Here is a 14,091-nt window from a genome sequence, read left to right as displayed (position 1 = left end):
ATTGTTTGCTGTAAATAATTATTGCTCATTTAAAACATTTTAAAGTGATATTGACCCGTATCATTACCTGTATTCTGCTTGTAAGTAGTTGTAGTCTTTTATCGCTCGCACAAATTAAAGTAAGTTTTGAAAGCGAATTGCGTCGGTTGATGGACATTCATGTATTACCTCAGTACATCGAAGGAACTATTGTGAAGCAGATTTCTTCATACGATACTACAGGTGGTAACGACGACGGATTTAATGGGTATTACTCTTATATAAGAAAGGAGCCGTCGGGAGGTCTAGTGATTTTTGAGGCAAAAGAGCAGGGGGTGATTGAACGGATTTGGACGCCAACACCTACCCAAGATACGTTAGATTTTTATTTTGATAATAATAGTAAACCTGGATTTAGCATTAGGTTTTGCGATCTCTTTAATAACAGAATCTTTCCATTTGTAAAACCAATAGCAGATCAGAAAGTAGGAGGAAATTATTCCTATGTTCCTATCCCTTATAGAAAAGGATGTAAGATTGTTTTTCGAGGAGAAAAAATCTTATTTCATCAAATACAATATCGCGAGTATGACGAAAGGTATAGTGTGCAAAGTTTTGATATAGCAACTGTTTCAAATCATGCCTCATTGATTAATAAAATAAGAAACATTTGGAATAATGACGATAGATCGATATACAACTTTTATCCTGGTGGATTTCATGTGCTGCGTAAGAATATTCGGCTCTCGCCGGGTAATACTGCATCATTAGCACATTTACATAAGGGGGGTAGAATATTAGGAATTGAGCTTAGTCCATCTCATGTTTTTGAAGGATTATTTAAGCAAATAGATCTGAAAATATCTTGGGATGATGAGAAAGCTCCTGCAGTATATGTACCGTTGGCTGATTTTTTTGGCTTTGCTTATGGGGTGAGATCCATGAAGAGCTTGCTTTTAGGAGCTAATGATGCAAAATTGTATTGCTATATTCCAATGCCTTTTGATAAGAAAGCTTCCATTGAGTTGGTTTATAGAAAGAGGGATGTAGATACCGAAATTCTCGATTTGTCAGTAGTAGTATATTATACTGATGAAAGGAGGAATGTACTTAAAGAAGGGCGGTTTTATTGTTATTGGAAAAATGAAAATCCGCCACTAGGAAAGCCTTACGTGTTTTTGAGTGGCAATGGAAAAGGGCATTACATTGGTACTTTACTACAGGGTCAGGCAACAGATTTTACTCATTTTACAGAGTATTTTGAAGGGGATGATTATACTGAAATTGATGGCAAGATGACCATGCACGGAACCGGATCGGAAGACTATTTTAACGGAGGATGGTATGCTCAGCCAGGAGGTTGGGTGGAGCGATTAGGATCACCGTTGAGTGGATGTCTTGAATACTCGCTACCCTTGGGTAGAACTGGGGGATATCGATTTTTTCTTTTGGATAAAATGCCTTTTAAGAAAAGTATTTTACATACAATAGAGCATGGGCCTGAACAAAATAATAGGGCTGTAAATTATATATCAGCAGCCTTATATTATGCAGATCACCCGGTTACAACTATTAATCTTCCCACTAATGAATCGACTAAAATATATACGCCAGATACTTTGACTTTTTATACCAGATTAATGCGCCATTTAACTTATAATGGGAGCTTGATATTTAGGAATGAGAAAGCGCAATTAGTGGGAAGTGAAAACGCCTCGTTAAATATTAATGCACTAGAAATCCCTAAGGGTAGATATGAATTGTATTTGCATATTGAAAAATCTGAAGTGGAAAGTATTGAAATAAAAATTGCAGATGCTAGTAATGTGCAGAATTGGCATAATGTGAGATTTAATAAAGATAGGCTTCCTGCAAATATATTAATTGGTCGAGTGGATATTTCAGTTCCTTCCATTCCTATAAACATTTTGTTTAAGTGTAAGAATGCTAATCCTGGACTTGTATTCGATAGAGTTGCATTGTATAAAATAGATAATTAACTACCGGACTATATTTAGGAAATGGGAGTTGTCATGCGCTTACATTACTTATTATTTCTTTATTTAATCCTTGGTGGTTTTACTTTTGGTATAAGGGGGCAGATTCAATCTTTAGGGCAAAATTATTTAAGTGTTAAAGCCTACGATCTGGATACAAATTTGGTTACCCCTAATTCACTTCCGGAGGCACAGCAATTATATCGGTATTTTAGATCTGTATACGGAAATAAGATATTGTCCTCTGTAATGACATTAGGCAGTTTTGATGAAATAAACTGGTTAAAAAATAATACCGGTAAAGAGCCTGCCATAATAGGTCTGGATTTTATGCATTGCTATCGTGGGTATACATGGTATGATAATGAACATCCCATTAAAGATGCAATTAGTTATTGGAGTAGAAACGGCATTGCAATTTTTTGTTGGCATTGGAGAGATCCATCTAGAAGAACAGAAACATTTTATACTCGGGGAACTCATTTTGATGTTAGTAAGATTTTTGATGTTACTTCCGCTGAGTATAAGGCTATGATAAGGGATATTGATTCAATAGCTAGTTTATTAAAGATACTTCAGTACAAAGGTATTCCTGTACTTTGGAGGCCTCTACATGAAGCATCTGGAAAGTGGTTCTGGTGGGGAGCCAAGGGCCCCGAGCCGTATAAAGAGCTTTATAGAGTAATGTTTCACAGAATGGTAAATACTCATGGATTGAGAAATTTAATCTGGGTATGGACTACGGAATCTGATGATGAAGAGTGGTACCCCGGTGATGCGTATGTGGATATTATTGGTAGAGACTTATATAAAAAGGGGAATCATCAATCTCATATAAAAGAATTCAATAAAATTAATGCATCGCATCGTGGAAAGAAAATGATTGCACTAAGTGAGTGCGGTTCTATTCCTTCCCCTGATAATTTAATAAAAGACAAAGCATCATGGTTGTGGTTTATGCCTTGGTATGGCAACTTTGTTAGGAATGCATCGTATAATTCATTAGAATTTTGGAAGGAAGTTTTGCATAACGAATACGTTATTACGCTTGACAAAATGCCCTCTTTTAAGTAGGATGAATAGAGAGAGAATATAATGAACTAATGGCCTGCAATCATAGTTTCAAACTAGTAAAATGAGACAATATGAATAAAGTTGTTCTTATAATATTTTTATTATTGGCTTGTTGGTGTCATATGAATGCTCAATCTGTTTATTTAAGCAAGGACAGTGGCGAGCAAAAAACGTTGACATTATCCAAGAAGCGGTTAAAAGACAAAATAAAAGGAGGCTGGGCCGGACAAGTAATTGGAGTTACTTATGGCAGTGTTACAGAGTTTAAATACAAAGGAACATTTATTCAAGATTATCAACCTATTGAATGGTATAATGGATATATAAAAGCGCAGTTTGAATCTTGGCCTGATCTGTATGATGATATATATATGGACTTAACTTTTGTGGAAGTAATTGAACGATGTGGTGTAGATGTTCCAGTAGACTCGTTTGCAATTGCATTTGCTAGAGCTGGATATGTTTTATGGCATGCAAATCAGGCAGCAAGATACAATATTCTCAACGGTATATCACCTCTTCAAAGTGGGCATTGGCACAACAACCCACATGCGGATGATATAGACTTTCAAATTGAAGCGGATTTTGCAGGACTTATGCATCCGGGTATGCCCAATGCAGCAGCGAATTTTGTTGATCCTATCGGTCATATCATGAATTATGGAGACGGTTGGTATGGTGGTGTGTATGTTTGTGCATTGTATACTTTAGCCTTTGTTACAGATGATATACCTTTTATAATCAGGGAAGCACTTAAAACCATTCCGGCTCAAAGTACATTTTATAAGTGTATTAATGACGTAATAAACTGGCACCATAAGTATCCCAACGATTGGAAGCAAACCTGGTTTGAGTTACAGAAAAAGTGGTCGTCTGATATCGGTTGTCCGGAAGGTGTTTTTGATGCTTTTAATATTGATGCAAAATTGAATATGGCGTATGTGGTGCTTGCACTTTTATATGGCAAGAGTGATTTTGGAAAAACATTGGAGATCGCCACAAGATGTGGACAGGACTCGGACTGTAATCCAGGTACGGCCGGAGGTATACTTGGGACAATCAAGGGTTATAGTAATATTCCGGAGTATTGGAAAATGGGATTGTCAGACATTGAAGATAGACCCTTTAAGCATACATCACTTTCTCTAAATGCAGCCTATGATATCAGTTATAAGCACGCAATTGAGATGATAAAGAGACATGGTGGTGAGGTTAGTAATAGTAGTGTAACAATTTTGCTACAGAAACCCACATCTGTTCGCTTTGAGCAAAGCTTTGAAGGATTAGTACCTAAAAAGAAAATAGGTGTAGATAGGATAGGGGATAGTATTATTGCCTTTGAGTTTGAAGGTACAGGTTTTGCTTTGAGAGGAGAGTCTATAAAAAAAGAACCTCATAGTGCAGATTATGTATTCGACGCTATCTTATATTTAGATGATCAGATTATGGAGCGAGCCAAATTTTATACAAATTTTCTTACGAGACGATATGAGTTATTTTGGAAATATGGCTTAGAAAATAAAAAGCATATGGTCAAAATCATTATTACCAATCCATCGCCCTATTATGAGATTAAACCGTGGGATTGTATTATTTATGGAAAATGATAATAAATTTTTACTAATATATAAGATCTTTGCAAAGAGATCACTTTTTCTAATTTACTAGAAGATAAAAATAATTTTTGGAATTAATAATTTGAGTTATTATATTTGCTTACACGTTTAAGTTGATTTAATTTTTATTGCTTGCTATGTTTATTGGTTAAGAGTTTAAGAGTTTTTGCCATAAAGTATCAGAAGAGGAACCTAGTTTGCTACGTTAAAGTATTATAAGTTGCTTTTAGTTGAGGAAAAGAGGATAGGAGTTTTTTTAGATTGATTTGCTTATACGATTAAGCATTGTGTATATTTTCTAACTGCATATGCTTCATAAAGGAAGGATTTTCTGCGACTTAAGAATTATACTCTAATAATTAAGCGATGATGTGGGAAGATAAAGAGTGTAGGTATAGGAAGATAATTGGAGTGTATTTATTCAATTGTTGAAACTGCAGAAATAATTCCTAGAGGTGTATTACAAAACAAATACTTCAAGCTATGAGCCGGATTTTCTTGTTTTCCTTTTTAATGTTATGTATTTCCTATCTGGGGTGTTATAAACCCTATGAGATAAAACCGGATACTAATCCACCAGGAAACGTTACTAACCTGATGGTGGAAAAATTGGACGTTGATGTTAAAATAAGTTGGGAGTCGCCAACGGACGATGATTTGGTGGGCTTCCATATAGCTTTGTATAACGCCGCTAATCAAAGGGTGGTTTTAACTAAAAATGTTGCCAAAGACACTACGGAGTATCTTATGGAAAGAGTGCCTGCGGGTACTTACTATGTAGTAGTTAGGAGTAGAGATATTCAGAATAATTTGTCGGAAGGAGCAAAAGAATCATTTGTCTTTTTAAGTAAGGCTCCGACTAATGTGCAACGGATTAGAACTGCTCTCAACTGGAATGTAATACACGTAAATTGGGATTCGTTAACCACTGATGATTTTATAACAGAAGTAGAAGGCCAAAAGATATCCGAGCCTGTAGATAGTATTATTGTGGAAGTAGACTCGGCTTACCGACGGTATGTACTACCGCCAACAGCAACAGGGGTTGTGATTCCAGATTTGCCGGATGGAGTACATTATATCAATGTGTATACTCATGGTGCATCGGGTTACTATTCCAATGTATATTCTCAGACATTTAGCCCTATCACCTTTGGTGAAAAATTTGTAAGAGTTACCGGAAATGGTTATGACTTTTATATTGCCAAGTACGAGGTAACCACAGAAGAGTATAGGAAGTTTATTGTAGAAGATCTCAATATACTAGAACCCACTGCTCCTTATAGGGTTGACAACTCTAAAGTAGAGCCGGACGCTTGGTTTAAGTGGTGGTATGGAACCGATCCTGCCAGTCCGGGGGTTATGAAATTACTAGGCTTTAATACGTTTGAGTTTTCGCTGACTCCTGATCAAGGGTGGGCTGCTAACAGATATGCATCTAATGCGTCGTTTGGTAGGGCAACCTGGGAAGGAGCTATGTTGTACTGCTTAATCAATTATAATGGAAGATGTCCAACAGTAGATGAATGGCTGTATGCAGCAAAAGGTGGTGCATTAAGTCAAGGGTACGATTATGCAGGAAGTAATGATCCTGATGAAGTAGGCTGGTGGGGATGGGTACCAGGTACTCCAAGCTTCCTCAATCCTCCTGGCCTGAAACGCCCTAATGAACTGGGTATATATGATATGAGCGGAAATGCGTCTGAGTATACTTATGAGTTAGAGCCTAATGGCACAGCTTCGTTAGGTAAGAGTATTATTATAGGAGGCTCAATGGGACCTATTCACTTCTGGGGTAATGAAGGTGAGGATTTTGGACCGGACAATACCTTAAAACCTAAATTAAATGATCCTGCTATTGTCAAGAAAACGGGAGCAAAACAAAATGAGGCCATGTGGCGAATGGGTATAAGAGTTTTAATTCCTCATGAAGAGATTGTTAAGCCTCGATTCAACAGGTTCAAATATGAGCCTTAGAGGATTGCTGTCAATACAATTTGCTTGACTAGTTATTTGGTATAAGCAATTGCTTAATACTAACATGGAAAATATATTTCTAATTATTGCCATATAGTATGTTGCAAGATTGCAACTGCTTTAAAACAAACTGTATGAAAAATATATTCTTAGCTTTCTGTCTTATAATATGTTTAGTATGTTGCAAGATTGCAACTGCCCAAAACCAGACTGTAAAAGGCATAGTAGTTTCAGAAGATGGAACACCGGTTTCAAGAGTGACTGTTACAGTAAAAGGCACGAATACCGCAGTTATGACGAATGAGGATGGTGTTTTTGAAATTTTGGCAGATGAAAAAGGAGTTCTGGTATTTAGTGCTACCGCCATGGAGACTCAGGAGGTTCCCATAGATGGAAGATTAAATATTAGAGTAGTATTACGAAAGTATACTAAGCAATTAGATGATGTTGTTGTGATAGGATACGGTTCTGTTCGCAGAAGAGATCTTACCGGGGCTGTAGCCACTTTGAATAGTGATGAGCTGAATAACAACCGTCCTCTTACTATTCAACAGGCACTTCAAGGTAAGTTAGCCGGAGTAAATGTTTTAAGTAATGATGGTGCCCCAGGAGGTGGTATTTCAATACAAATTCGTGGTGCTAATACCTTTAGTGGTAGTGGAGAACCGTTATATGTGGTGGATGGTGTTCCAATAAATATTTCTAATTCTTCCGCAACTCCCTTAGAAGGAACTGTTGCTGATCCTAACAGCTATACTAAGAACCAGACGAACGCATTGGCTTTCTTAGATCCTAAAGATGTAGAATCGATACAAGTACTTAAAGATGCTTCTGCTACTGCAATTTACGGATCACGTGGTGCAAACGGAGTTGTAATTATTACTACAAAATCGGGTAAGCAGGGCCGTCCACAGTTGGATTTTTCAACTGAGCAGGGATGGAGTCATATCATAAAGTTTACGGAAGTAATGTCGGCAAGGGAGTATACCCAATATATTAACGATGTATTGTATTGGACGAATTATTGGAGACTCTATGACCCTGCAACAGGTACCAGCAGTTATAAGCCTAATCCGGAAGATTTTCCTTACCCTGGAATCTTTGATTATGCCCAAGGAGTTTATAAAAAAGGTCCCAACGATTATAGCGATGAGAGAAACGTTTGGCAAAGAGCCATTATGAGATCCGGTCGTAATCAACAATATTCGATAGGTGTTTCTGGAGGAACAGCTAATACTACCTACGCATTGAGAATAAGCAGAGCCGATCAACACGGTATTGTGGATAATACAAGATTTCAACGTAATGGATTCAATTTTAACTTAAACCAAAAAGCATTTAAGTGGCTCTCTTTGGGGCTTAATTCTAACCTTTCTTATATAAAATATAATCTAGTTAATACAGCCAATACGAATGATCAGACAACGATGGGACTTATTAAGACAGCAATTTATGCTCGTCCTATTGATGCTGAAGCACCTCTTAGTTTTTTGGATGAGGGAGGATTCTATGCTACTTCTTCGCCATTGGCATATGTAAATACACCGGATGTTACAGATCAAACCTCTGCATTTACGAATATTTACGGAGAAATTACTTTCTTGCCCTCATTAAAATTACGATCTAATCTAGGATATCATTACCATCAGAGCCAACGTCATAAGTACTACAATAGTAATCTCTATGAAGGAAGGCACAATCAATTTGGAGAGGGGTATGCTCAGGAAGGATTTACTCGTAATGTCAATATGAGTTTTGAAAATACGCTTACCTATGATAGACATTTTCAAAAACATCATTTAAATGTGATGGGTACACTGAGTATGAACCAATATGAGTGGAATAACCAAAGCATGTCTGTGCGTGGTTTTGGATCGGATGTTACACAGGGATATGATATGGGGCAAGCTGTGGGTATACCCACACTTTCATCTAGCAAGGGACAAAGCAACCTGATGTCTTATTTAGGAAGAGTAACTTATAATTACGATAATAGGTATTATGCTACTGCATCAGTGCGACATGATGGTGCTAGCAACTTCGCAGCAAATAACAAATGGGCAACTTTTTCATCATTTGCTCTCGCGTGGAACGCTGCTAATGAAGCGTTTTTGAGAGATGTAAAGTGGATGGACTTGTTTAAATTTAGATTTAGTTATGGGTATACAGGAAATCAAGGAATCGGTGCATATGCTTCATTGGCTCGGTTAATTGCCAATAACTACCCCTTTGAGGGGACCCTGAACAATGGTTTTATAATTAGTGGCGTAAACCCTGGTAACGCTAATTTGAAATGGGAAACTACTCGGCAAAGCAACTTTGGTGTGGATTTAGGTTTGTTCGATTCTCGACTGAACTTTACAATGGATATGTACTATAAAAAGACCTATGACTTGCTACAATATAAGTCTGTGGCAATGAGTACAGGAGTACAGCGCATGCCAATGAACATTGGAGCAGTAGAAAATAAGGGTTTGGAACTTACATTATCAGCAACACCTATTAAGAATAATAACTTTACTTGGGATTTTTCTGCTAACTGGTCTACTAACAAAAACAAGATTCTTAAGTTTGGCGATAATCCGGATGCTCAAGATCTGTATGGCCCTTATAGGTTAGAAGGCCTGATATTAAAAGAAGGGTATCCTATTGGACAGTTGTATGGGTATGTAGAAGATGGATACTGGAACTCAATTGACGAATATAAGAATAGCTCATTTTATAAGTATATCCAGGAAAACGATCCTGCTTCTCTTCCAACCGATGAATTAATAGTACAAAACTACTTGGGAGAAATTAAATACAAAGATTTGAACAATGATGGTCAGTTGAATGAGTATGACCGTACTATGATTGGAAATGTAAATCCTGATTTTATATATGGCTTTACAAACAGATTTGAATACAAGAAGTTTTCATTGAACATCTTCTTTCAAGGCGTATATGGAAATGATATATTGAATGCAACATTGTTAAACTTTAATACAACTTCTACATGGCCCAATAGACCTCCAGGGTTGTTAGATCAAGCGTGGACTCCTGAACGCAGTGTCTCCAATCCTGAAATTATCAAGTATCCCAAACTGGGACAAAACCTTAACCGTAGTGTGCGTTTTTCAAGAAGGTATGTTGAAGATGGTTCTTATTTGCGGCTGAAGAATATTAGTCTGTCTTACAGAATTGATAAGCTATTTAATCTAAGAGATGTTAAAGGTATAAACATTACTTTCAATGTAAATAATGTATTTACCATTACTAAATATACAGGATTTGATCCTGAAGTAAACTCAGCGGGGTCAGGAAATGCCGCTTGGCGCGGAATTGACGTAGGAGCATATCCTTATGCAAGAACTTATATGCTTGCAATGCAGGTACAATTCTAACGATTAAGATTAAAGCTGTTTGATATTGATAAAAACTATGTGAATTTTTCAAAAATATATACTATGAAAAAGATAATCCTTTTGGCTCTCTTTTCTGCGCTTATATTGCAGGGATGTAAAAAGTTTTTGGAAGAGAAGCCATTTGATTTCGTATCTCCGGAAAATGTGTATGATTCACCTAAAGGGGTGAAACAACTGGTTACCGGAATGTATGGAGTATTTTTTAGTACAAATTTGTTTAGAACTGAAGCTTGGATATACCTTACCAGTTGTGATGATGACTGGACAAATGGATTAGATTGGGTAATGGGGACTTATGGTGTGGGGAACTTTACCGGAGGATGGGTGTATAACAACTCAGGTAATGACCCTTATTATGTGTTCTACCGACTCATAAGAGCTACTAATACTGTATTGGAAGTATTGCCTAATGTGGAGTTCTCTGCTGAAGAAACATACCTAAAAGAACAGTTCGAAGGAGAAGCGTTGGGTTTACGAGCAATGGCTTATTTTTATTTGGTGCAAATGTATGGTCCCGTCCCATTGCGTCTTCGATCCGATGATCCCGATAATATGTCCCGCTCGTCAGTAAAAGATGTATATGCTCAAATTATTGATGACTTGCATAAAGCAGAAGATAAGTTGCTTCTAAATTCTAGAAGAACTTCAGCTATTAAGAGAGGACATTTCACCAAAGGTGCTGCACAATTACTTTTAGCAAAAGTTTATAGTACCATGGGTTCCGGTTCGCTTACTAACGCACAAATAAGTGTCACTACTCACGCAAGTCGTACAGCCAGTGGTGAAATTGTTAGAACCAGCCATACTTTTACTAAAAATAAAGTTGCAGGATATGATTTTGATCCAAAAATTGTTTATGATTCAGCAAAACAGGTAGTAACAAGATTAATTAATACGAGAGAGTATGAGCTGGAGCGTTTTGGTAATAACTGGAATCCCGCAAATTTTGGTGGTAAAGACTTTGTGTTTGCTTTAGAAACAGACTCAAGTACACAAGTGGCTTATACGCCTTATAATAAGTTCTTTACACCGCCGGGATTAAAAGGTGCTGGATGGCTTACCTATGTAAAAGATTTTTACTATATACATGACCCTGATGATGAAAGAGGCATGTATGGAATTTGTCATGAATGGAAATCCAATAATTTGATGCCTAATGGGGTATGGAAACGCCAGTTCTTTCCGGCAGAAGATAGTAACAAGGTGTATGAAAAATATGGAAAAGCAAATGTAGAGACTAATATCAACAGTAACTCCATTTACTTAATGAAGTGGTATTTGGGAAATGCAGCTAATCCTCAGGTATTATTAAATGTTAATGATGCAGGAACATTAATAAGTACTCCTACGCAAAACTTCCCTTTACTGCGTTATGCTGAGGCCTACTTAATTTTAGCAGAAGCAGAGAATGAGCTAAATGGACCTACTGCATTAGCATATGATGCTCTAGATCTTTTACGTAGCTATAGATATAAAGAGGATGCCCCAAAGATATCTCGTACCATGACTCAGGAGCAGTTACGATCCTTTATCTTGGAAGAACGAAGTAAAGAGTTTGCCGGAGAAGGATATCGACGATTTGACTTGATTAGATGGGGTATCTATTTACAAGTAATGAATGCAGTGGATATACGCAGGCCGAATTTGAATAATGATAATGCAATTATTTCAAAACGTAGAGAACAGAAACATTTATTGTATCCTATCCCGACTATAGAAATAGATGGTAATCTCGATTTTGGACCTAATAATCCGGGATGGTAACGTGTAGATATATACTATTAAAAAATTTGAAGTCGATGGTGCTAATGTTACATTTTAGAATACTAAGAGTATTGATATGGTTGCTGGTTACAATAAATGTTCAGGCGCAGCAGTCTGAAAAGAAACCACTTATTACTATAGGAAAGTTTGAGAAAATTTTTGATCAGAGTATAGGTGAAAACGATACTTGGTATATCAATGATCATTGTTTTATTCAGGCGGGTGACGGCCAATGGCATATGATTGGTATTACGGGGAGAGAAGCGCCCCATCCATGGGATGAAAGCAATTTTGCCCATGCTGTAGCGGAGAGCTTGACGGGAAAATGGGAAAAGAAAAAATATGCCCTTCGTGTTCGACCAGATCTAAATGAAACGGTGTTATGGGCCCCACACATTGTAAAACACAATGATTTGTATTATATGTTTTATTGTGGTGGGCATCCGGATCATCGCAAGTATCAAATTAATCTTGCTGTGAGCAATGATTTGTACGAATGGAAGCGTTATGCTGGCAATCCTATATTCATGGACGGCTATGATGCAAGGGATCCCTTTATCTTTCGTGATGAGATAAACAACAGATGGATCATGTATTATACAGCCACCAGCAAGCCGGAAGGAGGATATAGAATTGTAGCTGCGAAAATTAGCTACGATTTATTAAATTGGTCTCAGGATAGATATGTCGTTTTTAAAGATCTGACAGACAAGGGGACCTGGGGTGGGAATACAGAATCTCCCATCGTAATTCAACGCGAAGACTGGTATTATTTATTCATAGGGCCCGGTCCTAATTATAAAACAACCAAAGTTTATAGAAGCAGAGATCCTTTTAATTGGGACATTGAAGATGAAGTAGCAGTGCTAGAAGCCCATGCACCAGAGATTATTCAGTATAAGGATAAGTGGTATATCAGTCATTGCGGTCTTAAACAAGGAGGACTTTACCTAGCTCCATTATATTGGCATGATGAACTGGAAGAAAAACTAAAGGAGAAATAGTGTTCAGATTTAAGATGAACAGCTTTCAATTTTAAAAAAACATAAAAATAATGATGAAATTTTATTTTAGTCTTTCATGTTTACTAATATTCTCGGTAAATATCTGGGCTCAATCATTGGGTTTATCAGATATTGTAGTTATAAAGGATCGTGTAAAATCCAAGCGGGTGAGCTCCTATGATAGAACCGGCGGCAACGGTGATAACATATACATGATTAAGCCGGGCGAAAAAAGGGTAATATTTGACGTGAAAGGCGCCGGAGTAATCACTCATATCTGGATGACACTTTCTCCAAGACCGGATGTTTTAAATCGATCGGATGTCATTCTTAGAATGTATTGGGATGGAAACTCTTATCCCTCTGTACATGCGCCCATAGGTCCTTTCTTTGGACAAGGATGGAATGAAAGTTATGATTACGTCGCATTGCCTCTTTCTGCAGGCCCTGCCGGAGGAACGGCCTTGGTATCTTATTTTCAAATGCCTTTTGCAAATGGAGCTAAAATTGAAATAGAAAATCAGGCTGATACAGCCGTCGAGGCGCTTTATTTTTATATTGATTATGAAGAATGGGAGTCATTACCTCCCAATATGGGACGTTTCCATGCTTGGTTTAATAGGCAGATTACAGAAGCTCCACCAGAGGGAGAAAACGAATGGGAAGCTATTAGACCGTATGATAAGAATGTTGATGGCAAGAGGAATTATGTTTTCGCCAATATTAAAGGACAAGGACACTATGTAGGGGTAAACTTTTATGTACAAAATCCAACTATCATGTGGTATGGCGAGGGGGATGATATGTTTTTCATAGATGGAGAAGAGAGGCCATCGATTCATGGAACTGGTACCGAAGATTATTTTAATACGGCATGGTGTCCGAGAACCCCATATTTGCATCCTTATTATGGATATCCAAGAGTTTCGAATCATGAAACTGGTTGGTTGTACCGAACTCATGCTTATCGTTTTCACATAACCGATCCTATTCATTTCAACAAAAGCTTAAAAGCTTCCATAGAGCATGGACATGCCAACGGTTTAACCTTGGATTTGGCTAGTGTGGCTTATTGGTATACAAAAGAAGCCACCGATGTAGGCCCTATACCTGATAAGGAAGGACGTAAGTTTATGCCTGCTATCACCGCAAACGATATGTTGCGTTGGCGTCATGAGTGGAGAAAGAGCATGGGGAATGACCCTAAACTATGGGGTAATGAACGTAAATAAGGACTCATTATTTCTCAAATGTTGAGTATATTCAACTCTATAAT

The 14,091-nt window shown here is 37.4% G+C and carries 8 protein-coding genes; all 8 read left to right on the top strand.

Going from position 1 to position 14,091, the window contains the following annotated elements; translation table 11 throughout:
- Positions 1–50: 50 nt before the first annotated feature.
- The gene (locus V2H41_RS12520; protein WP_330975498.1) at positions 51–1,979 is read left to right on the top strand and encodes a glycoside hydrolase family 172 protein; all 1,929 of its coding nucleotides are present in this window, start codon (positions 51–53) and stop codon (positions 1,977–1,979) included.
- Positions 1,980–2,012: 33 nt separating this feature from the next.
- The gene (locus V2H41_RS12515; protein WP_330975497.1) at positions 2,013–3,050 is read left to right on the top strand and encodes a glycosyl hydrolase; all 1,038 of its coding nucleotides are present in this window, start codon (positions 2,013–2,015) and stop codon (positions 3,048–3,050) included.
- A gap of 71 nt (positions 3,051–3,121) precedes the next feature.
- Positions 3,122–4,657 (top strand): ADP-ribosylglycohydrolase family protein, encoded by a 1,536-nt coding sequence (locus V2H41_RS12510; protein WP_330975496.1) that lies wholly within the window; start codon positions 3,122–3,124, stop codon positions 4,655–4,657.
- Between the two features lie 492 nt (positions 4,658–5,149).
- Entirely contained in the window at positions 5,150–6,643 is a 1,494-nt protein-coding gene (locus tag V2H41_RS12505) for an SUMF1/EgtB/PvdO family nonheme iron enzyme (RefSeq protein WP_330975495.1), read from the top strand.
- A 134-nt stretch (positions 6,644–6,777) separates the two neighbouring features.
- Positions 6,778–10,026 (top strand): SusC/RagA family TonB-linked outer membrane protein, encoded by a 3,249-nt coding sequence (locus V2H41_RS12500; protein ID WP_330975494.1) that lies wholly within the window; start codon positions 6,778–6,780, stop codon positions 10,024–10,026.
- A 63-nt stretch (positions 10,027–10,089) separates the two neighbouring features.
- Positions 10,090–11,811, top strand: coding sequence for a RagB/SusD family nutrient uptake outer membrane protein (locus V2H41_RS12495; protein ID WP_330975493.1), 1,722 nt, complete (start codon positions 10,090–10,092; stop codon positions 11,809–11,811).
- Positions 11,812–11,846: 35 nt separating this feature from the next.
- Positions 11,847–12,815 carry a family 43 glycosylhydrolase gene (locus V2H41_RS12490; protein WP_330975492.1) on the top strand — a complete coding sequence of 323 codons (969 nt, stop codon included), beginning with the start codon at positions 11,847–11,849 and terminating at the stop codon, positions 12,813–12,815.
- A gap of 50 nt (positions 12,816–12,865) precedes the next feature.
- Positions 12,866–14,047, top strand: a complete 1,182-nt coding sequence (locus V2H41_RS12485; protein WP_330975491.1) for a glycoside hydrolase family 172 protein — start codon at positions 12,866–12,868, stop codon at positions 14,045–14,047.
- Positions 14,048–14,091 lie beyond the last annotated feature (44 nt).

Source organism: Niabella digestorum (assembly GCF_036409055.1).
Classification (GTDB): domain Bacteria; phylum Bacteroidota; class Bacteroidia; order Chitinophagales; family Chitinophagaceae; genus Niabella; species Niabella composti.
Note: the sequence above shows the minus strand (reverse complement) of the source record. Positions and strands in the feature narration are given on the sequence as shown.

Coding starts and splice junctions, on each gene's coding strand:
- V2H41_RS12515 (WP_330975497.1), top strand. CDS start 2,013: ATGCGCTTACATTACTTATTATTTCTTTATTTAATCCTTGGTGGTTTT.
- V2H41_RS12510 (WP_330975496.1), top strand. CDS start 3,122: ATGAATAAAGTTGTTCTTATAATATTTTTATTATTGGCTTGTTGGTGT.
- V2H41_RS12505 (WP_330975495.1), top strand. CDS start 5,150: ATGAGCCGGATTTTCTTGTTTTCCTTTTTAATGTTATGTATTTCCTAT.
- V2H41_RS12500 (WP_330975494.1), top strand. CDS start 6,778: ATGAAAAATATATTCTTAGCTTTCTGTCTTATAATATGTTTAGTATGT.
- V2H41_RS12495 (WP_330975493.1), top strand. CDS start 10,090: ATGAAAAAGATAATCCTTTTGGCTCTCTTTTCTGCGCTTATATTGCAG.
- V2H41_RS12490 (WP_330975492.1), top strand. CDS start 11,847: ATGGTGCTAATGTTACATTTTAGAATACTAAGAGTATTGATATGGTTG.
- V2H41_RS12485 (WP_330975491.1), top strand. CDS start 12,866: ATGATGAAATTTTATTTTAGTCTTTCATGTTTACTAATATTCTCGGTA.